The following is a 24,660-nucleotide window of genomic DNA, read 5'->3' on the forward strand; positions in this document are numbered from 1 at the left end:
TTTTAATTTACAAAACTAACAACATGGTTATAAGCCCAATCTCATTGGGTTTCCCATAGTAACACAAAAAAAACCAATAAGTTTATTAACTAAAAACTGCATCTTTCTTATAGCGGAGAGGCGATTAATCCAAAGGGTTAGAGTGATCTGCCGTCTCTAATTGATGTGCCATATTTTCTATATCTGAAACCGCTAATGAAATATTTTTATACGCAATATCAGAATATTGACTTGTATTATCTATTGAGAATAGAGCTGTTAATTCAACTGAGGTTTCATAGATAGCAGAAACATTTTTAAGATCTAAAGGATTTTCCTGTGAAAGAATCTCACTCATATTAATAGGTTCCATTTTATATGCAGAACTTAGCTGTAATTGCACATCTGCTGCCAAATGCGTATTTCCATCTGTCGTTTGGTAAGAGGTGTAGCCTGTAATTAAATTACCTTCAATTACACTTGATTGATTATCTGAATTCAAATTGATATGCACAATACCACTCTCAGATAAACTTAACATTTCATTAAAATCAATAACACCATTGCCATTTGCATCTCGCCAAATAGAAAAGCTATTGAATTTTTCATCTGATACATCGAAAATACCATCTTGATTACTATCAAAGCCCAATCGAAGACCATCTAAATCGGTTTTAGCATCTGGATGATATAAGCTCAAATTAATTTCAGATATATCACTAATTTTTCCATCCTGATCGGCATCATATACCAAAATACCATCATCAGAAGATGCCCAACCAATTTTGTAATTTACGCCATTAATAAACATTGAAACAGGAGAATTTTCAAAAGAAAGCAATTCAACGCCATCACCATCTAAATCCAAAATAATGGGAGGCACAAAGGCTTGATATTCATAAGAGCCAATATCTTGAATACCAACAACTGCACCACCGCGCTGATCAGCTGTTGCATCATTCAATGCACCTGCGTTAATAGCAAGACTGCCTGCTAATAAAGCGTGTGTATAGGTATCGCCACCATTATCTTGTAAAGCACCTAGCTTCGCATCAATAACTGAATTACTAACGCCCGTAATATCCGTCGCTTGCGGTGTAAAATTAGCACCACTTCTATTGCCAATTAAATTATATCCATCTGAAACATAATTGCCTGATATATCTTTATTACCGACATTCTGAGCAACAATTGTACTATACAAAGAAGTTGTTCCATCACTCTGAATACCACCGCTATTATTGTAACTAATATTTGTTGAATTATTTGTAATCGTACTATTATCTATATCTGTTGTTACCGTTGTATAAATGCCACCACCACTTAAGGTAACTGCAGAATTCCCAGAAATAGTACTATTGTCTATACCAAGATGCCCACCATTAATCGCATAAATACCACCACCATATTGGTGAGCAGTATTGCCTGATATAGTGCTTGTTTCAATTGTTGTTACTGTATTGCTCACATATATTCCGCCACCGCTACCAGAGTTTGTTTTATTACCGGAAACAGTAGTATCTTCTATCGATAAGTTACCGCCCACATTATAAATTGCACCACCATTTTGTGATGCAGTATTACCAGATAAAACGCTATCATCTAGCACAATAGTTGCATTATTAGAACCAATGGCGCCACCATTTAAAGCAGTATTACCTGAAAAATCTATATTTGAGCCATCTAAGGTGCCACCATTTAAATTAATGCCACCACCACTACTGCCTGCAACATTCCCAGAAATCACGCTATTATCTATGCTAACAGCGGTATTTTTTGCGTTAACGCCACCACCATATGAGCCGCCACCTGATGCTTTATTATTTGAAATAGTCGTATCTTCTATAATAAGCGTACCACCATTTATATGAATACCAGCGCCTGATGCACCACTATTTGTAACTGTGTTGCCTGTAATAATAGAATTTTCTACGGAAACATTACCACCTTGTGAGTTAATACCCGCACCATCTCCTGGCGCTGAATTATTAGAAATATTACTATTTTCTATGGAGATATTAGTATTAACTTCAGCATAAACAGCACCACCACCACTATAGCCACCCGTATTGTTATGGATGTTAACATTTGAAAAAATGAGCTCACTATTTGAATGTAAATAAATAGCCCCCCCTGCACTCACAGCGCTTTGTAAGGAGCTTCCCCCCGTAATACTCAAGTCTTGCAACTCTAAAGTTGCTGAATTGTGCACATCAAATACTCGGTCAATTCCACCACCATTGATGGTAGTATTTTGTGCGCCGATAATCGTGAGATTTTGCAAAATATCCAAATCTCCAGTATGTGCATTATTTTCTGCAGTATAACTGCCATAAAGATTGCCAATCGTTAACAAATAATTACCATTTGCTAATTGGATCACATCATCAATACCATCATTAAACAAATCAAAATTATTGGCTAAAATAACGGCCTCACGCAAAGACAATCCATCCCCTAATGCTGCTTGTGCATAAGCCTCTTCGTAGGTTTTGCCATTAAAATCGTAACCAGATAAATTATTTTCATCAGTAAATATATTTGGTGCAAGCCCAGATGGCGTATCATCTACAGCTATAACGGTGATCGTTGCTGTTTCATCAACCAAGCTTTCCATACCTAAATTATCTTTAGCGCCATAGTCAAAGCTTACATCACCATTAAAATCTGCATCTGGTACAAAATATAAAGTGAGACTGTTGGCTGTAGCTGTATAATCAGCACCTATTACAACCGCTGTTGTTAAACTGGAATCTGTATATAAAGTACCATTGCTGGGTAAACTTGATACATTGAAGCTGGCAATTGTGCCATCCACATCACTGCCGGTTAAGATCACTGGGATTGAATCGGCATCTTCATCGCCACTTGCAGAAACGTCATTTACAACCGGTGCATCATTAACAGAAATTACAGTGATGGTCGCTGTTTCATCAACCAAGCTTTCTAAACCTAAATCATCTTTAGCGCCATACTCAAAACTTACATCACCATTAAAGTCTGCGTCTGGTACAAAATATAAACTTAAGGCATTACCCACAGCGATATAATCATCTCCAACTACAACCGCTGTTGTTAAACTGGAGTCTGTATATAAAGTACCATTGCTGGGTAAGCTTGATACATTGAAGCTGGCAATTGTGCCATCCACATCACTGCCGGTTAAGATCACTGGGATTGAGTCAGCATCTTCATTACCACTTGCAGAAACATCATTTACGACGGGCGCATCGTTAACAGAAATCACAGTGATGGTCGCTGTTTCATCAACCAAGCTTTCCAAACCTAAATTATCTTTAGCACCATAGTCAAAACTTACATCACCATTAAAGTCTGCATCTGGTACAAAATATAAGCTTAAAGCATTGCTCGCAGCTGTATAATCAACACCTATTACAACCGCTGTTGTTAAGGCTGCATCAGCATATAAAGTACCATTGCTGGGTAAGCTTGATACATTGAAGCTGGCAATTGTACCATCCACATCACTGCCTGTTAAGATCACTGGGATTGAGTCGGCATCTTCATCACCACTTGCAGAAACATCATTTACGACGGGCGCATCGTTAACAGAAATCACAGTGATGGTTGCGGTTTCATCAACCAAGCTTTCCAAGCCTAAATCATCTTTAGCGCCATACTCAAAACTTACATCACCATTAAAATCTGGTGCTGGCACAAAATATAAAGTGAGACTATTGGCTGTAGCTATATAATCAGCACCTATTACAACCGCTATTGTTAAGGCTGCATCGGCATATAAAGTACCATTGCTGGGTAAGCTTGATACATTAAAGCTGGCAATTGTGCCATCAACGTCACTGCCTGTTAAGATCACTGTGATTGAGTCGGCATCTTCATTACCACTTGCAGAAACATCATTCACAACGGGTGCATCATTAACAGAAATTACAGTGATGGTCGCTGTTTCATCAACCAAGCTTTCCAAACCTAAATCATCTTTAGCGCCATACTCAAAACTCACATCACCATTGAAGTTTGCATCTGGTACAAAATATAAACTTAGAGCATTCGCGGTAGCAATATAATCAACACCTGCAACCACTGCTGTACTCAAACTGGAATCTGTATATAAAATACCATTGCTGGGCAAACTAGATACGTTAAAGCTGGCAATTGTGCCATCAACATCACTGCCACTTAAGACAATCTCAATTGAAGCAGCATCTTCATTACCACTTGCAGAGACATCATTCACCACAGGCGCATCATTTGTACCATTGATCGTAATATCAATTGTGCCACTGGCATTGTCAACGGCATCACCATAACTCACTGCAAAGCTCTCAACTAAAGTCTCGCCATCGCCCAAGCCCTGCACCGCGGCATGATTATTATTTAAAGTATATTCCCAAGTACCATCGCCGAATAAGACCAAGCTACCATAGAGTCCTGCAACGGTAACACTGACACTATTGCCTCTGATGCTACCATCCGCATTATCTTGGATCGTTTGTATGGTGCTATTACCATCTGCACTTGTGACAGACAATGTATTGACGTCTGTGACATCAACATCTGCAAAGCTGATCGCACCCGTAGCTGTTAAAACTGCATCTTCCGTCACTGCACCAACAGCGCCGGTTAAGGTGGGTAAATCATTTGTACCATTGATGGTAACAATGATAGAGCCTGCTGCACTACCAACCGCATCAGCATAATTCACTGCAAAGTTTTCTGTTAAAGACCCACCACTGCCTAAGCCCTGCACCGCTGCATGTGCATTATTTAAAGTATATTCCCAAGTGCCATCGCCGAATAACACCAAACTACCATAGAGTCCTGCAACAGTAACACTGACACTATTGCCTCTGATGCTACCATCCGCATTATCTTCGATGGTTTGTATGGTGCTATTACCATCTGCACTTGTGACAGACAATGTATTGACATCTGTTGTGTCAATGTCTGCAAAATTAATTGCGCCTGCCACTGCTAATACTGCGTCTTCTGTGACAGCACCACTATCGCCTGTTAGCGTTGGTAAATCATTCACTCCCTTAATAGTCACTGTGACTGTAGCGGTATCTTCTAACCCTTCAGCATCACGAACAGTATAAGTAAAAGTATCTGTTGCCTCTTCACCTTCAGCTAAATATTCGAATTTATTATTTGGATCATAATTTATTTTACCATTAGTATCAAAACTTACATTGCCAATAGTATCTGTTGTATTAAGATTGGTGATTTGAATTGTATCGCTTGGACTGTCTGGATCAATGTCGTTTGATAGTACATCAACAATAATAGGACTATCTTCATTGATGCTAATTGCATCATCAACAGCATCTGGTCTTTGATTTAAATCAATCGATATTTCTAGTGTTTTGGTTGAGGTGTCACCATCATTGTCCATGATTGTATAGGTAGAAACATGCTTGGTTATAAGCTGACTATCAGGAACAGATTTTGCATCAACCAAAGAAAATGTATAAGCACCTGTTGCTAAAGTAACTGTTAATTCGCCTCTTACAATACCGTTACCTGTATCATAATCTGTTTGAGTGGTTATGGAGCCATTCACCAAACCATCTAGATCACCAACCCCACCATCTTCAACTCCGTTTATTAGTACAATTTTCCCGCCATCTGCCCCAAATGAATCTACCCCAAAACCATCATTATCTGTTAATAAATTGCCAGATACGGCTTCTACGCCATTCACAAATAAACTTGTTTCATTGACAGCATTAGTATTATCTGTCGCTGTTGGCTCATCATCTACTACTTGTGCAGAAAGAAAGGCTGTAGCGCTGTCGCCATTCCCATCTACAATTGTATAGATAAATTTATCGATGTAAATTTGACCCAAAGAGGTATTTATATAGACAAGATCGCCATTAAAATCCTGCCCAATATCTGTTGTATCATTAGGTAAATGTAAAATAGGATTATTTAAAGTATAAACGTAATCACCCACATTAATTCCCAGCGATGGAATAGCGGATGTATACAAAATCATTGTATTCCCTTCCGGGGTTGTAATTTCAATACCGCCTAATATAAAGCTTTTTAAAGAACCTGGCCTTGTAGAGCTTAAATCCAAGCTTCCCAATCCATCTGGGCCAGCACTTGCGCCTTCTGCAAAAATATTACCTGTAAGCGTCACAGAGGACTGTGTTCTTAAAGCCGATTCAAATTGATGGAAACCAATAGAAGGCCCTGCCAGTAGGTTGGGGGCTGAGGGTAAACCATTCCCTGGCAAAATTGGAGGTAGCGATACTTCTTGGATTACAGTGGGTGGCTGAAAGTGTGTAAATAAGTCTCTCTCAACAGAATCAATCCCTCTAAATTTATTAATAACATCATCACGATTAAAAGCCGTATCTCTGCTAATAGATTCAACGCCTCCCTCACGTTGTGCTTGAACAATAGACAAAGGATCTGTGCCCCCATCTTCTAACACAACGTTTAGCAATTCCTCTAAATTCATATCTAAGAAACCCTGCTCACCACCTGCTGCAGGTGCTTGCGTAAAAGCAGTTAATATCTCAAATGCATCATCATCCATTTCAACATATTCAAGAAATGCATCATGAAAAGGTGTAAAAATTCCCTCAAAAGGCAAAATGGCACTTTCAGAAGATAACAATACATCTTCAACAAGAACTTTATCGATTAAAGGAGTATTAGCATCTAATTTAACGGCTAATTCAGAGTCTTTTTTTACTTTTGGCTCTACAACTTCTGACGATTTTTTTTCTGTCATACAACGCCCAAATTCTATATGTGTAAGTACATTAACTATTATTGATTACAGCTTTATCTTCTAAAATTTAGTTGAACATAAAGAAAATAATAACTGTACCTAGGTACTACAACCCCTATAAATTTGAAATTTTTAAAGAACTATATTTCAAATTTATAGATGTAAAAACAATTTTTAAAGCGTGTATCTCATCGTTTTATATATAGTATATCTTCGTACACCTCGCATAAACAATTTTTTCTTTAGCCCAAGGGATTTTGCTGATCAGGGCTTTCTAACTGATGCGCAATATATTCAGATTCAGTCATTGCTGTTGCTGTATTGCCCAAATCTGCTGGCGCATCTGTGACATCACCTGCATCTGCATCTGCGTGATTGATTGTAAGATTATCCTCACTACTAGACTCATTACTTTCTGAAGCAGTATCAGGCACAGCACTCAAATCCAGCTGATTTGCTTCTATAAAAATTTCATTCATTTCAATCGTATCAACAGAGGGGCTTATCTGCAATTTGACATCTGCTGCTAAATAAGTATTTCCATCCGCTGTCTCATAGCTTGTATATCCCGTTATTAGGTTTCCTTCGATAATAGCGGATTGATTATTTGATTGAAGTGTTAAACTCACAATTCCATAATCTGTAAGACTGAGCATTTCCTCTGGATCAACAATTGCATTACCATTTCTATCTTGCCAAATATTAAATAGGTGATAATCATTGTCTTGGGCATCAAGAATACCATCTTGATTACTATCGAATGCGCTTAGACCTTCCAAATCAGTTTGAGCACCTGGAACATAGCTTGTGAATGCTATTTCATTTATATCTGTGACTTGACCATCTTGCTGATGATCGTACACCAAAAGACCATCTTCTGAACCAACCCATGCTATTCTCTCTTTGGTACCATCATTATTAACGTCAAATTCAGCATATGAGTTTGACAAACCGATTAGTTCAATTTCATTGTTGTGATTTAAATCAAAGACAACAGGCGCTATGCTGTCTGCGTTAATCACAATCGTAACTGTTGCTGGATCACTCAAGGCACCATGATCATCTTGTATTTGATATGTGAAGCTGTCCGTTGTTGTTTGATCGGGTGGAAGCATATCGAATGCACCATTTGGATCATATAAATAAGTACCATCCGCATTAACCATCAGTAAGGCACCTGAATCAAGCTCTATCTCAACGCTAACATTTGAGGCCAAGCCATTCACGGCAGCAACAGAGAGAATAGCATTATCATCGACATCAGTATCATTTAACAATAAATCGCCAGTAAGCGTATTAGTAATTGGATTATAATCATCTCTATATTCCCAATTTAAAACATAAACATTTTCATAAGCGCCAGCAGCGCCTGATGAAAAACCAATATAAGCTTGCTCTTGACCTAAAATAGAAAGCAAATCTAAATCAGTCGATAATATTGGATCTTCAGGACGTGTCCCATTTTCACTAATGCGCACTTCTAAGGTTGTACCATTATAATCAATCCATACATCCCAAATATTTCCATTATCAAAATTGGGGCTTATATTTATATACGGCGTACTTGTGGTATGAGTGACTATTCCATCTGTAAAAATAGCAAGATAATTTGAGCTTGGATCGTTTTGTTCAGGATTATTCCATGTATCAAACGCAACGCCAACGCTATCTGAAATTCCCTGATATCCTATACCACCACCATCGCCCCCTAAGCTTGAACTAACAGATTGTACAACAAAAACAAGCCCATCTGCCCCTGTCTGAGGATTATATGCATTTGTAATGCCTCCTGGGTTTGTCATTCTGAATTGAAAATAAGTACTAAAATCACTAGCATTTACTGTCGCCAAACTAAAAACACTGCCTGCTTGATATGGCGGTGAAGTTTGTATACTTTGAATCAAACGAAGCACTGTACCATCTACTGTATTTTCTGTTGTGGCAGTTCCATTCATATCTAACATAGATATATCTGAAAAATCATCAAGCCTAAATACTTGATCAGGCGTGACGCCAAGCGTACCGATATCATCGTCTGCAACAGGCGCATCGTTTACAGGAGTTACATTGATAGTGATTGTGTTTGGTGTTGGATCTAGATCAACACCACCATTGGCATCTCCACCATCATCTCGCACTTGGAAGGTGAAATTAGCATAACCTGTGCCATTGGCGTTTGCAGCAGGCGTGAATCTCAAAAGACCTGCATTAATATCGTCAACAGTCACAGAACTACCTACTGTCACAACAACGCCATTATTTGTTAAAGTGCCTGCCGTTGGTAAAGTGGTTATCCTCACTGCGAGTAAACTATTGGCAGGACTATCATTTACATCACTAAAACCAAAATCTGCTACCGTAAAAGTGTATTGAGTATCTTCATTGGTAACAACAGTGGCATCAGCACCCGCTGGCGCATCGTTAACTGAAGTTACATTGATGGTTATTGTATTTGGACTTTGATCTAAATCAACGCCACCATTTGCATCTCCACCATTGTCTTGCACTTGGAAGGTGAAATTGGCATAGCCTGTACCATTTGCATTTTCATCAGGTGTGAATCTTAAAAGACCTGCATTTATGTCAGCAACTGTAATGAGGCTTCCTACAGTAACCGCAATACTATTGTTGGTTAAAGTACCTGCTGTGGGCAAAGAGGAAATTCTCACCGCTGCTAAAGCATTTGCAGGGCTATCATCTACATCGCCAAATCCAAAATCTGCTACCGTAAAAGTGTATTGGGTATCTTCATTGGTAACAACAGTGGCATCAGTACCTGATGGCGCATCGTTTACTGAAGTTACATTGATGGTTATTGTATTTGGACTTTGATCTAAATCAACGCCACTATTATCAGTACCTCCATCGTCTTGCACTTGGAAGGTGAAATTGGCATAGCCTGTACCATTTGTATTTTCATCAGGTGTGAATCTTAAAAGACCTGCATTTATGTCAGCAACTGTAATGAGGCTTCCTACAGTAACCGCAATACTATTGTTGGTTAAAGTACCTGCTGTGGGCAAAGAGGAAATTCTCACCGCTGCTAAAGTATTTGTAGGACTATCATTTGCATCACTAAATCCAAAATCTGCTACCGTAAAAGTGTATTGAGTATCTTCATTAGTAACAACAGTGGCATCAGCACCTGATGGCGCATCGTTTACTGAAGCAATATTGATAGTAACCGTTTCATTTATGCTTGAATCACCCGTATTATCTGTGGCTGCATATTCGAAATTGACAGTGCCATTAAAATTAGCATTTGGCACAAAGTATAAAGTTAATTGATTTGATATGGCTGGATAATTTGTGTCTGCTATAACTGGTATATTTAAATCAGCATCCTCATATAAAGTACCATTGAGAGGTAAAATAGATATATTAAAGCTTGAAATACTACCATCGATATCACTATCACTGCCTGTTAAAATGACAGGAATTGATGGTGCATCTTCATTACCATTAACCGTTATATCATCAACAACTGGGATCTGATTTAAATCAATATCTATTGTAAGATTTTTAGTAGAAGTATCACCATCACCATCAATGATCGTGTAACTTGAAACATGTTGTGTTATCAATTCAGTATCAGGAATCTCAGACGCATCTATCAATTCAAATTCATAATCGCCTGTAAGTACATTTACAGTTAATCTTCCTGTAACATTACCATTACCTGTATCAAATGTTGTTTCTGTTGATATTGATCCTGATGCAGCATCAAGATCGCCACTACTACCATCTTCAACACCGTTAATAGACAATATTCTTCCGCCATCAGCACCAAATGAGTCTACACCATCTCCATCATCATCTGTCAAGAGATTGCCGGAAGTAATAGCACCACCATCAAGTAAAAGAGATTCATTAACAAAATTGGTGTTATCAGTGGCTATTGGCGCATCATCTACAAAACTAAAGGCACTACCTATATTAATGCTGGCGCTATTGATATCTCCATCTCCATCTTCAGCAGTTGCTGTGAGCACAATTGCATCATCTAACAAGCCCACCACATCGTTGGGATCAGAGACATTTGGATGTTCAACAGCACGGCTTTGACTAAAGATAATTTCTCCGGTATTCGCATTTACAGAGATTCTAAAGGCTTCATTTGTTTCTGTTTGACCAACAATGTCATTACCAATTTTTACTAACTCTATGGCTTCTTGACTGATCGTATCTACTAAACCACTGGCTGCATTACCCACACTAAGCACATAAGTGATGGCATCTGCATCCGCAATATCATCATTATCATCGCTGTCCTTGGAACCATCATTACCAAAAATGGTTGTAAATAAACTCGCAAAAGAAGCGGTGTCTGAACCAAAAATACTTTCATCTACAACCAAGGTTGGTACTGCCACTGCATTGCGCTCTATGCTGGGGCCATCATCTCTAAACTGGAAGGATAAACCAATTTCAGCCACCGCACTCGCTGTATCTCCATCGCCATCTTCTATCGTTGCTGTTAAAGTCACTAAGTTCGCTGCGCTTAAGATTGAGGGCTCAGAGGACTCATCTGGATCATTTGGATTATCATGCACCACTGCGCGAAGTTGATCTAAGCTCACTACCCCCGTATCTGCATCAACAGTGATTCTAAAAACTTCTACATGACTTGTCGCCGTACGACCTACTACTGCCGAACCATCCATTACCAGTTCAACGGCTTCATTACTTAAAGTATCTGTTAAGCCGCTTAAAGCCTCATGAGCACTTATACCTAAGGCAAAGCGGATTGCATCTGCATCTTCTGCATTGTCATTATTACTATCTTTGAAGCCATCTGTCCCAAAAGCACTATTAAACAAGATTGCAAAAGAGGCACTCGCATCAACCGCATAATTACTTTCATCGACTATCAGAGTGGGTACTGCCACTGCATTACGGCTGATGCTTGGACCATCGTCTCTAAATTGGAAGGATAAACCGATTTCAGCCACCGCACTCGCTCTGTCTCCATCGCCGTCTTCTATGGTCGCTGTTAAAGTCACTAAGTTTGCTGCACTTAAGACTGAAGGCGCAGAAGACTCATCTGGATCATTTGGATTATCATGTACCACTGAGCGAAGCTGATCTAAGCTCACTACACCCGTATTTGAATCAACGCTGATTCTAAAAACTTCTATGTGACCTGTCGCCGTACGACCTACGACTGACAAGCCATCCATCACCAACTCAACCGCTTCATTGCTTAAAGTATCTGTTAAACCACTTAAAGCCTCAGGAGCACTTATGCCTAAAGCAAAGCGGATCGCATCTAAGTCTTCTGTATTATTGTTATCACTGTCTTTGAAGCCATCCGCACCAAAAACGCCATCAAACAAGACCGCAAAAGAGGTACTGGCATTTACCCCAAAATCACTTTCATCTACAACCAGGGTGGGTACTGCCACTGCATTACGGCTGATGCTTGGACCATCGTCTCTAAATTGGAAGGATAAACCGATTTCAGCCACCGCACTCGCTCTGTCTCCATCGCCGTCTTCTATCGTTGCCGTCAATGTTACTAAGTTCGCGGCACTTAAGATGGATGTATCATCTGGATCGCTTGTATTAGCATGCACCACTGAACGACTTTGATTTAAAATCACTAAGCCTGTGTTGGCATCAACACTGATCCTAAAAACTTCTATATGACCTGTCGCTGTACGACCTACGACTGACAAGCCATCCATCACCAACTCAACCGCTTCATTGCTTAAGGTATCTGTTAAACCACTTAAAGCCTCAGGAGCACTTATGCCTAAAGCAAAGCGGATTGCATCTGCATCTTCTGCATTATCATTATTGCTATCTTTAAAACCATCTGCACCAAAGGCACTGTCAAACAATGTTGCAAAAGAAGCACTGGCATCAATCGCAAAATCACTTTCATCCACAACCAGGGTGGGTACTGCCACTGCATTACGGCTGATGCTTGGACCATCGTCTCTAAATTGGAAGGATAAACCGATTTCAGCCACCGCACTCGCTCTGTCTCCATCGCCGTCTTCTATGGTCGCTGTTAAAGTCACTAAGTTTGCTGCACTTAAGACTGAAGGCGCAGAAGACTCATCTGGATCATTTGGATTATCATGTACCACTGAGCGAAGCTGATCTAAGCTCACTACACCCGTATTTGAATCAACGCTGATTCTAAAAACTTCTATATGACCTGTCGCCGTACGACCTACGACTGACAAGCCATCCATCACCAACTCAACCGCTTCATTGCTTAAAGTATCTGTTAAACCACTTAAAGCCTCAGGAGCACTTATGCCTAAAGCAAAGCGGATCGCATCTAAGTCTTCTGTATTATTGTTATCACTGTCTTTGAAGCCATCCGCACCAAAAACGCCATCAAACAAGACCGCAAAAGAGGTACTGGCATTTACCCCAAAATCACTTTCATCTACAACCAGGGTGGGTACTGCCACTGCATTACGGCTGATGCTTGGACCATCGTCTCTAAATTGGAAGGATAAACCGATTTCAGCCACCGCACTCGCTCTGTCTCCATCGCCGTCTTCTATGGTCGCTGTTAAAGTCACTAAGTTTGCTGCACTTAAGACTGAAGGCGCAGAAGACTCATCTGGATCATTTGGATTATCATGTACCACTGAGCGAAGCTGATCTAAGCTCACTACACCCGTATTTGAATCAACGCTGATTCTAAAAACTTCTATATGACCTGTCGCCGTACGACCTACGACTGACAAGCCATCCATCACCAACTCAACCGCTTCATTGCTTAAGGTATCTGTTAAACCACTTAAAGCCTCGGGTGCACTTATGCCTAAGGCAAAGCGGATTGCATCTGCATCTTCTGCATTATCATTATTGCTATCTTTAAAACCATCTGCACCAAAGGCACTGTCAAACAATGTTGCAAAAGAAGCACTGGCATCAATCGCAAAATCACTTTCATCCACAACCAGGGTGGGTACTGCCACTGCATTACGGCTGATGCTTGGACCATCGTCTCTAAATTGGAAGGATAAACCGATTTCAGCCACCGCACTCGCTCTGTCTCCATCGCCGTCTTCTATCGTTGCCGTCAATGTTACTAAGTTCGCGGCACTTAAGATGGATGTATCATCTGGATCGCTTGTATTAGCATGCACCACTGAACGACTTTGATTTAAAATCACTAAGCCTGTGTTGGCATCAACACTGATCCTAAAAACTTCTATATGACCTGTCGCTGTACGACCTACGACTGACAAGCCATCCATCACCAACTCAACCGCTTCATTGCTTAAAGTATCTGTTAAACCACTTAAAGCCTCAGGAGCACTTATGCCTAAAGCAAAGCGGATTGCATCTGCATCTTCTGCATTATCATTATTGCTATCTTTAAAACCATCTGCACCAAAGGCACTGTCAAACAATGTTGCAAAAGAAGCACTGGCATCAATCGCAAAATCACTTTCATCCACAACCAGGGTGGGTACTGCCACTGCATTACGGCTGATGCTTGGACCATCGTCTCTAAATTGGAAGGATAAACCGATTTCAGCCACCGCACTCGCTCTGTCTCCATCGCCGTCTTCTATGGTCGCTGTTAAAGTCACTAAGTTTGCTGCACTTAAGACTGAAGGCGCAGAAGACTCATCTGGATCATTTGGATTATCATGTACCACTGAGCGAAGCTGATCTAAGCTCACTACACCCGTATTTGAATCAACGCTGATTCTAAAAACTTCTATATGACCTGTCGCCGTACGACCTACGACTGACAAGCCATCCATCACCAACTCAACCGCTTCATTGCTTAAAGTATCTGTTAAACCACTTAAAGCCTCAGGAGCACTTATGCCTAAGGCAAAGCGGATTGCATCTGCATCTTCTGCATTATCATTATTGCTATCTTTAAAACCATCTGCACCAAAGGCACTGTCAAACAATGTTGCAAAAGAAGTGCTGGCATTTACCCCAAAATCACTCTCATCTACCACTAAGGTCGGCACTGCGACTACATTACGTGTAATGCTGGGGCCATCATCTCTAAATTGGAAGGACAGGCCTATCTCAGCCACTGCGCTCGCTGTGTCTCCATCGCCATCTTCTATCATTGCCGTCAAAGTCACTAAGTTTGCTGCACTTAAGACGGATGTATCATCTGGATTGCTTGTATTATCATGCACCACGGCACGGCTTTGGTCTAATGTCACTAAGCCGCTGTCTGCGTCAACGCTGATTCTAAATACTTCTTCATTACCAACAGCTGTCCGGCCTACTACAGCACCACTTTCTAAGAACAACAGTACATCCTCTGCACTTAAGGTATCATTTAAACCACTATCTACAGCTGAACCACTGATTCCTAAAGCAAAATGAATTGCATCTAAGTCTTCTATGTTATTGTTATCACTATCTTTGAAGCCATCTGCTCCAAAGGCACTATTAAACAAGCTTGCAAAAGAAGCGCTGGCATTTACCCCAAAATCACTTTCATCGACTATCAGAGTGGGTACTGCCACTGCATTGCGGTTGATGTTTGGACCATCGTCTCTAAATTGGAAGGATAAACCGATTTCAGCCACTGCACTCGCTGTGTCTCCATCGCCATCTTCTATCGTTGCTGTTAAAGTCACTAAGTTCGCTGCGCTTAAGACGGATGTATCATCTGGATTACTTGCATTAGCATGCACCACTGCTCGGCTTTGGTCTAATGTCACTAAGCCACTGTCTGCGTCAACGCTGATTCTAAAGACTTCTTCATTACCAACAGCTGTTCTACCTACAACAACACCGCTTTCTAAATATAACAATACATCTTCTGCACTTAATGTATCCGTTAATCCACTACTCACACCTGAACCACTGATTCCTAAGGCAAAGCGGATTGCATCTGCATCTTCTGCATTGTCATTATTACTATCTTTGAAGCCATCTGTCCCAAAAGCACTATTAAACAAGATTGCAAAAGAGGCACTCGCATCAACCGCATAATTACTTTCATCGACTATCAGAGTGGGTACTGCCACTGCATTGCGGTTGATATTTGGACCATCGTCTCTAAACTGGAAGGACAGGCCTATCTCAGCCACCGCACTTGCTGTGTCTCCATCGCCATCTTCTATCGTTGCTGTTAAAGTCACTAAGTTTGCTGCGCTTAAGATTGAGGGTTCAGAAGACTCATCTGGATCGTTTGGATTATCATGTACCACTGCGCGAAGCTGATCTAAGCTCACTACACCCGTATTTGCATCAACACTGATTCTAAAAACTTCCTCATTACCAACAGCGGTTCTACCTACAACAACACCGCTTTCTAAATATAACAGTACATCTTCTGCACTTAAGGTATCATTTAAACCGCTGTCTACACCTGAACTGCTTATACCTAAGGCAAAGCGGATCGCATCTAAGTCTTCTACATTATTGTTATCACTATCTTTGAAACCATCAGCGCCAAAAACACTATCAAACAAGCCCGCAAAAGAAGTGCTGGCATTTACCCCAAAATCACTCTCATCTACCACTAAGGTCGGCACTGCGACTACATTACGTGTAATGCTGGGGCCATCATCTCTAAATTGGAAGGACAGGCCTATCTCAGCCACTGCACTCGCTGTGTCTCCATCGCCATCTTCTATCGTTGCTGTTAAAGTCACTAAGTTCGCTGCGCTTAAGATTGAGGGTTCAGAAGACTCATCTGGATCGTTTGGATTATCATGCGCCACTGCTCGGCTTTGGTCTAATGTCACTAAGCCACTGTCTGCGTCAACGCTGATTCTAAAGACTTCTTCATTACCAACAGCTGTCCGGCCTACTACAACACCACTTTCTAAGTACAACAGCACATCTTCTGTACTTAAGGTATCCGTTAATCCACTACTCACACCTGAACCACTGATTCCTAAAGCAAAACGGATTGCATCTAAGTCTTCTGCATTGTCATCATTGCTATCTTTGAAGCCATCAGCGCCAAAGGCACTGTCAAACAAGCTTGCAAAAGAAGCGCTGGCATTTACCCCAAAATCACTTTCATCGACTATCAGAGTGGGTACTGCCACTGCATTGCGGTTGATATTTGGACCATCGTCTCTAAATTGGAAAGATAAACCGATTTCAGCCACTGCACTCGCTGTGTCTCCATCGCCATCTTCTATCGTTGCTGTTAAAGTCACTAAGTTCGCTGCGCTTAAGATTGAGGGTTCAGAAGACTCATCTGGATCGTTTGGATTATCATGCGCCACTGCTCGGCTTTGGTCTAATGTCACTAAGCCACTGTCTGCGTCAACGCTGATTCTAAAGACTTCTTCATTACCAACAGCGGTTCTACCTACAACAACACCGCTTTCTAAATATAACAATACATCTTCTGCACTTAATGTATCCGTTAATCCACTACTCACACCTGAACTACTGATTCCTAATGCAAAGCGGATTGCATCTAAGTCCTCTGCATTATTGTTATCACTATCTTTAAAACTATCTGCCCCAAAGGCACTGTCAAACAAGCTTGCAAAAGAAGTGCTGGCATTTACCCCAAAATCACTTTCATCGACTATCAGAGTGGGTACTGCCACTGCATTGCGGTTGATATTTGGACCATCGTCTCTAAATTGGAAAGATAAACCGATTTCAGCCACTGCACTCGCTGTGTCTCCATCGCCATCTTCTATCGTTGCTGTTAAAGTCACTAAGTTTGCTGCGCTTAAGATTGAGGGTTCAGAAGACTCATCTGGATCGTTTGGATTATCATGTACCACTGCGCGAAGCTGATCTAAGCTCACTACACCCGTATTTGCATCAACACTGATTCTAAAAACTTCCTCATTACCAACAGCGGTTCTACCTACAACAACACCGCTTTCTAAATATAACAGTACATCTTCTGCACTTAATGTATCCGTTAATCCACTACTCACACCTGAACTACTGATTCCTAATGCAAAGCGGATTGCATCTAAGTCCTCTGCATTATTGTTATCACTATCTTTAAAACTATCTGCCCCAAAGGCACTGTCAAACAAGCTTGCAAAAGAAGTGCTGGCATTTACCCCAAAATCACTTTCATCTACTACCAAGGTTGGTACTGCAACTAAATTACGTGTAATGCTTGGGCCATCGTCTCTAAATTGGAAAGATAAACCGATTTCAGCCACTGCACTCGCTGTGTCTCCATCGCCATCTTCTATCGTTGCTGTTAAAGTCACTAAGTTCGCTGCGCTTAAGACGGATGTATCATCTGGATTACTTGCATTAGCATGCACCACTGCTCGGCTTTGGTCTAATGTCACTAAGCCACTGTCTGCGTCAACGCTGATTCTAAAGACTTCTTCATTACCAACAGCTGTCCGGCCTACTACAACACCACTTTCTAAGTACAACAGCACATCTTCTGCACTTAATGTATCCGTTAATCCACTACTCACACCTGAACCACTGATTCCTAAGGCAAAGCGGATTGCATCTAAGTCCTCTGCATTATTGTTATCACTATCTTTAAAACTATCTGCCTCAAAGGCACTGTCAAACAACCCTGCAAAAGAAGCGCTGGCATTTACCCCAAAATCACTTTCATCGACTATCAGAGTGGGTACTGCCACTGCATTGCGGTTGATGTTTGGACCATCGTCTCTAAATTGGAAGGATAAACCGATTTCAGCCACCGCACTCGCTGTGTCTCCATCGCCATCTTCTATCGTTGCCGTCAAAGTCACTAAGTTTGCTGCGCTTAAGATTGAGGGTTCAGAAGACTCATCTGGATCGTTTGGATTATCATGCGCCACTGATCGGCTTTGGTCTAATGTCACTAAGCCACTGTCTGCGTCAACGCTGATTCTAAATACTTCTTCATTACCAACAGCTGTCCGGCCTACTACCACACCACTTTCTAAGAACAACAGTACATCCTCTGCACTTAAGGTATCATTTAAACCACTATCTACAGCTGAACCACTGATTCCTAAAGCAAAATGAATTGCATCTAAGTCTTCCATATTATTGTTATCACTATCTTTGAAGCCATCTGCTCCAAAGGCACTATTAAACAAGCTTGCAAAAGAAGCACTGGCATCAACGGCAAAATTACTCTCATCTACCACTAAGGTAGGCACAGCCACCGCATTGCGCTCTATGCTGGGACCATCATCTCTAAATATAAATGACGTACCAATATCTGCTGTTTGACTGGCAACATCTCCATCCCCATCTGTAATGGTTGCTGTTAATTTAACAAGATCAGCAGCGGAAAGCGTCGTAGATTCGTCATGATTATCCGTATCTGAGTGCACAATTGATCTACTTTGATTGAGTGTGATCGCACCAGTATTTGCATCCACAGAAATACGAAACACTTCTATATGAGACGTTGCCGTGCGACCAACCACCTCTGAACCATCCATGATCAATTCAATGGCTTGGTTACTTAAAGTATCAACTAAACCACTATCTACTTCAGAAGCACTGATACTCAAGGTATAAAGCAAAGAGGCTAAACCATCTGCACCAGGATTAAGTGTAAAAAGACCAGCAAAGCTAGTTGTATCATCGACAGCAAATATTGTTTCATCAACGGTGAGAGATGCACTTGCACCAGAAAGTGTAACAACCGGCTCATCATCTATAATTTCAACGGTCAACATAGCCGTGTAAACATCTTCATCTGCATCTGTAAATTCATAAGTAAAAACTTGCAAACCACTATTATCGTCTATGTCTGTTTGATCTGATGGCGTAGAATCACTATCGTTATCAATAGAGCTTAATAAGGTATAGGTATAATTCCCCGTTGCTCGATCAACGACTAACTCACCAATGGATGTCGTTACCGTAATGGTCGTCGTGGTGATAACCGTAGTTCCACCTGGAATTGTAATATTAGAAACTGAGCCGCCATCTGCACCAAAGGTATTATTAACACCATCAATTAAAGAGCCACTTACTGTTGCTGGAGATGAAGGTAAATTCGAACCATCTGGAAAAATATTTGCCTCATCTATTGCAGGCGCTGATTGATCGGTTGCCGTAGGTTCATCATCTACTACTTGTGCAGAAAGAAAGGCTGTAGCGCTATCGCCATTACCATCTACAATTGTATAGGTAAATTTATCGATGTAAACTTGACCCAAAGAAGTATTGATATAAACAAGGTTGTTATTAAAATCCTGACCAATATCTGTTGTATCATTGGGTAAATGCAAAATAGGATTAGTTAAGGTATAGACATAATCACCTATTTCAATGCCTAATAATGGATCAGCGGATGTATATAAAACAATCGTATTCCCTTCTGGCGTTGTGATTTCAATACTATCTGATACAATATTTTTTGAAGAGCCTGGCCTTGTAAAGTTTAAATCCAAGCCTCCTAATCCATCTGGGCCAGCACTTGCGCCTTCTGCAAAAATATTACCCGTCAGTGTCACAGAAGACTGTGTTCTTAAAGCTGATTCAAATTGATGGAAACCAATAGAAGGCCCAGCCAATAAATTGGGCGCTGAAGGCAAACCATTTTCAGGTAAAATAGGCGGTAGCGTTATTTCTTGTATTGTGGTGGGTGGACTAAAAGCGGTAAACAAATCTCTTTCTACAGATTCTATTCGCTTAAATTTGTTTAAACCATCTTCTATATCCCTATCTAAGCCTCTGCCAACAGAATCTACCCCACCTTCATTATGCGTTTGTGCAACAGACACAACATCAGAACCACCATCCTCTAATACCACATCTAATAGCTCTTCAAGCGCTAAATTTAAGAATTCACTACTATCTCCTGCGTCGGGTGGGAATGCCGCAAGCATTTCTTCGAAATCTTCTTCTTCCATCTTCACAAATTCAAGAAATGCCTCCTGAAAAGGCATAAAGATATCTTCAAAAGGAAGAACAGCTTTCTCAGCGTGTAGAAAAATATCATCCAAATGGATATTATTGAGTAAATTAGCACTAATATCTAATTTCTCTGGCAATACACCATCCTGATTTACTTTTATTGAAGAAGTAGAAGCCTCAGTCGATTTATGTGATTTATTTTTTGCCATACAGCGCCTAATTAGATAGATGTAAATACAACTAAATAGCTATCCCTGCTGTACTCAAAGGTTATTTAATAAAACTAATAGAATTTTAAAAAAATCATAACTGTACCAAGGTACTATATGTTTTAAGCTATATGATATTTGAATGTTATTTTATTGATTAGTTTCAAATTTCTGAAAACTATTGTAACGGCGAATTGCCTCAAATTAAATCTAACCCTATGAACGCAAAGTAGGTTTCGTTGCCTCATATTAAAAGTAACCATGGAACGGGAGGTTACACATATGGGGTATCAAGAAAAAAAGAGCTATCTTCAAGCGATTTTGTTGCGATACGTGAATGATGATAGGTCAAAAAAGAGTGCAATACTCAATGAGTTTTGTGCTGTATGTGGATACAATAGAAAATATGCGATTCAGCTACTAAAGAAGAAACCAGTTAAGGAAAAAAAGAGAGCGGGACCAAAACCAGTTTATGATAAACCCGCCCTCTTAGAGCCATTAAAGCAGATTTGGTTTACCGCCGACCAACCCTGTGGCAAAAGGCTAAAACCCATCATTAAACTCTGGCTGCCAAGCTATGAGTCAACCTATGGCTCTCTAGCACCTGAAATAAGGCACCGGCTATTATCAATTAGTCCTGCTACTATCGATCGCTTACTAAAGCCTATACGAGCGACAAACAAACTTAAAGGACGCTGTACGACCAAACCTGGCTCATTATTAAAATCTCATATACAAATACAATTTAGTCATTGGGATATAACACGGCCAGGTTATGTGGAAGCAGACACTGTTGCGCACTGTGGCGATAGTGTTGCTGGTCGTTTTGCTTGGAGTCTAACCGTTACAGACATTTTTACAGGTTGGACAGAAAATCGAGCCATGTGGAATAAAGAAGGTGGCTCTGTTTATGAACGTATCAGTGATATAGAAAAGGTTTTACCCTTTGAGGTTTTAGGGTTTGATTGTGATAACGGCGGTGAGTTTATTAATCATGCATTACATGATTATTTTACTAAAAGAGAAAAGCCTGTTCAGTTTACACGTTCACGCCCCTATAAAAAGAATGATAATGCTCATGTAGAACAGAAAAATTGGACGCATGTGCGAAACCTATTTGGGTATGACAGGCTAGACAAAAAGAAAACGGTTGTTTTGATGAATGATTTATACCGAAACGAATGGAGCCTGCTTCAAAATCACTTCATGCCATCGATGAAGCTAAAAAGCAAAGAGCGTATTGGCGCTAAATACAAGAAGCAATATGAACCTGCAAAAACGCCTTATGAGCGGGTATTAGAGTCAGATTCTGTTGCAGATACCACAAAAGAAAAACTACAGGCTATTCATGCAGCCCTTAATCCGTTTACACTTAAGAAAATAATAGAAACAAAATTGGTTGAAATATTTAAGCACATAAAAGTTAGTTCAAATGTGAGGCAACGACTCTAAGGAGAAGAAAGATGAATATTGCATATTTATTCAGCAATGGCCTCGAGCTTACTGTTTGTTTTTTATCTACTTTTAACAAAATAAAAGTCTTTGAATTAAATGTTCTCGGTTACCTTAGTTATGAGGCAACGAACGATCTCTTGGGTTAGGTTTTGCTATGAGGCAATACGGCGGCAAAGGAAAATGTCCGGTTTTGAGCAAAATTAAAATGTCCTGTAATAATAATCACTTAAAGCAAGGAAGCTTAAAAAGTGATAATGCAGGAGGTGTATATGAACACTGCGAACATTTTGGCTTTGCAATTTAACTTTGCAATGACAAGATTTCTGAATACTACGGATAAGATTCTAATATGTATAATTCACCCCCACCTACTGATGCTGTAAAAACAGACATATCTATGGTTTCTAATAAGGGGGAATTCGGCGTGTTCAAAATAGAGCTTGAAGATACGCCCAGTTTTTCTAAATGTGTATCCACATCAACATGCTCAGAATGACCAAGATCAGGAAGAATTTCGTTTAGTTCTAAGCGACGCATGTCACTCAAAAAATCATTGTTTAAAGTTCTAGAACCCGTTTCTTCTGGAGCAATGGGATTAAAAGCCCCCCCTGCTTGACTAAAGAAAAAGAAATGTTGAATAGTAGCTTCTGTTTCATAAGCGCCAATATCTTTAGTTTCTGCAACAGCAATACCACGTTGATCAAAAGAAGAATCACTTACATCTCCCGCATTGATTGCAGGACTTGAAGGTAACAATGCATGCGTTAATGTCAGACCGCCATTGTCTGTTAAAACATCTAACAAAGGATCAATAACACCTTGATGCCCCGTCGCAGAAATGCCACCCAAAGAACCAAATTGATCGCCTATATTGGCTTGTATCACAGTCCCATCTGTATTACCGATCAAATTATAGCCAAGAGACTCAAAACCAATACCAGACATATCAAGATCGTTTGAATTTCCTGCGATAATTGACATTGAAATACTAGTCAGTTTTGATGGATCACTTTGATTGGAATAAATACCACTTCCAAATAGTAGGCTCGTATTATCTGTAATAGTTGAGTGTGATATATCTACAGATTCACCATATAAATTTGCTAAGCCACCACCAGATAAAGTTGCAGTATTGCCAGAAATTGTGCTTGTATCAATGGATATTTCTCCATACATATTAAGAACACCACCGCCCATATAACTCGCTTGATTATGATAGAGGGTGCTGCCATTAATATGCACAATACCAAATTGATTACCAAGGCCACCTGCATAGCCAGTGCTTACATTATTTCTTAATTCGCTGTTGAGGAGAGTAATTGTAGCATTTTCGCCAAAATTAAAAATTCCGCCACCATTTAAGGTAGCATGATTGTCGTCTAATATTGAATGGTTGATTGTAATACTACCGTTATCATTGTAAATTGCACCGCCCATTTTTGCTTGATTTTGAAGCAACAAAACATTATCAAGCGTTAATGTTCCTTGATTGAAAATCGCTCCGCCTGAAAATTGCCCGACTTCTCCACCCACTAAAGTAATATTTTTCAAAGTCAAACTTGCATTTGGCATAACTTGAAAAAGTCTATCAATTTGGTTTGCATTAATAATTGTATTTTCTCTACTCTGACCAATAATGACTATCTGGCTGTGTATATCTAAATCGCCTTTTAATGCTAATTCTTCACTTTGCCCAACAATAGATAAATTATATTCTCCATCACACAAATGAATTTGCGTCACCCCACTCACCTGATTAGCTGCAATGATAGCCTCACGCAGTGAAATAAGACCATCCATAGCATCAATAATATCTGCTGTTGTTGTCACGTCTCCATGACAAGTATCTGGATCTTCAGGTATTTTAGGATTTTCTGTATTTTTGGGATTCTCTAATTCACTATCTGATACTGTTTTATTGCTTAGGCTTGAAAACAATAAGTCTTGATAATCATCAGGTATATATTCTTGACCTTTATTAAAAACAGAAAGATCGCGGGCTACTGATTCAACAACCCCATATTTAGAGGCATGCGTATTAATAACAATTTGTATAAAATCTGATAATACGGGCTGTGAGGATGCATTTTCTGCGCCACCTGCCGCTGGACTGGGTAATACATTAATATCGGCTATTGATTGTATATCTTCTGATGAGCTATTAGACACAGGTGCTTTAATCGACTCAGGCTCTGTTACAGGCGCTGCATTATTGTCTTTGGCATCTTGGGTTGAAGTCAAAGGAATATTAAATAGCTCTTCAAATTCAAGCTCTAAAAATGGGTTGCTATCTAATTTTTTCATCTTTCCTGTCATCCCGCCCGCAATTAGTTATTTTCCAAAATAACTAATTGGTTATTTTATAGGCTATACAAGACTACATTTACTGATGAGTATAGGTCAGAGTCATCGCAAATTCTTTGAAGCACTCAAAATCGTCACCTAAATTTTTAGATCCTTGTAAGCTATATCTCACAAAACAGGCTTATTGATATAAATTCAAAGCTTTCG

At 40.0% G+C, this 24,660-nt stretch carries 5 protein-coding genes; 2 read left to right on the forward strand and 3 right to left on the reverse strand.

The features are described from left to right. Positions 1-124 precede the first annotated feature (124 nt). Both CC99x_RS08795 and CC99x_RS08800 read right to left on the reverse strand, forming a co-directional pair. Complete coding sequence (locus CC99x_RS08795; protein ID WP_057624034.1) at positions 125-6,709, reverse strand: cadherin-like domain-containing protein; 6,585 nt, start codon at positions 6,707-6,709, stop codon at positions 125-127. Between the two features lie 242 nt (positions 6,710-6,951). Further along, positions 6,952-20,694: a DUF5801 repeats-in-toxin domain-containing protein gene (locus CC99x_RS08800; protein WP_259596659.1), complete on the reverse strand. Its 13,743-nt coding sequence runs from the start codon at positions 20,692-20,694 to the stop codon at positions 6,952-6,954. Positions 20,695-20,976: 282 nt separating this feature from the next. Here CC99x_RS08800 and CC99x_RS08805 point away from each other — a divergent pair, with 282 nt between their 5' ends. Beyond that, entirely contained in the window at positions 20,977-22,146 is a 1,170-nt protein-coding gene (locus CC99x_RS08805; protein WP_259596660.1) for an integrase catalytic domain-containing protein, read from the forward strand. Between the two features lie 11 nt (positions 22,147-22,157). Then, entirely contained in the window at positions 22,158-22,295 is a 138-nt protein-coding gene (locus CC99x_RS08810) for a hypothetical protein (RefSeq protein ID WP_259596661.1), read from the forward strand. A 184-nt stretch (positions 22,296-22,479) separates the two neighbouring features. On the opposite strand, the gene CC99x_RS08815 is transcribed toward CC99x_RS08810, so the two are convergent. Continuing rightward, positions 22,480-24,453 (reverse strand): CSLREA domain-containing protein, encoded by a 1,974-nt coding sequence (locus CC99x_RS08815; RefSeq protein WP_057625118.1) that lies wholly within the window; start codon positions 24,451-24,453, stop codon positions 22,480-22,482. Between the last annotated feature and the right edge of the window lie 207 nt (positions 24,454-24,660).

This window comes from Candidatus Berkiella cookevillensis, assembly GCF_001431315.2.
Classification (GTDB): domain Bacteria; phylum Pseudomonadota; class Gammaproteobacteria; order Berkiellales; family Berkiellaceae; genus Berkiella_A; species Berkiella_A cookevillensis.

What these genes read in the sequence shown, in the direction of transcription:
- CC99x_RS08815 (WP_057625118.1), bottom strand. Translation starts at nt 24,453, where the DNA reads ATGAAAAAATTAGATAGCAACCCATTTTTAGAGCTTGAATTTGAAGAG.
- CC99x_RS08805 (WP_259596660.1), top strand. Translation starts at nt 20,977, where the DNA reads ATGGGGTATCAAGAAAAAAAGAGCTATCTTCAAGCGATTTTGTTGCGA.
- CC99x_RS08800 (WP_259596659.1), bottom strand. Translation starts at nt 20,694, where the DNA reads ATGGCAAAAAATAAATCACATAAATCGACTGAGGCTTCTACTTCTTCA.
- CC99x_RS08795 (WP_057624034.1), bottom strand. Translation starts at nt 6,709, where the DNA reads ATGACAGAAAAAAAATCGTCAGAAGTTGTAGAGCCAAAAGTAAAAAAA.
- CC99x_RS08810 (WP_259596661.1), top strand. Translation starts at nt 22,158, where the DNA reads ATGAATATTGCATATTTATTCAGCAATGGCCTCGAGCTTACTGTTTGT.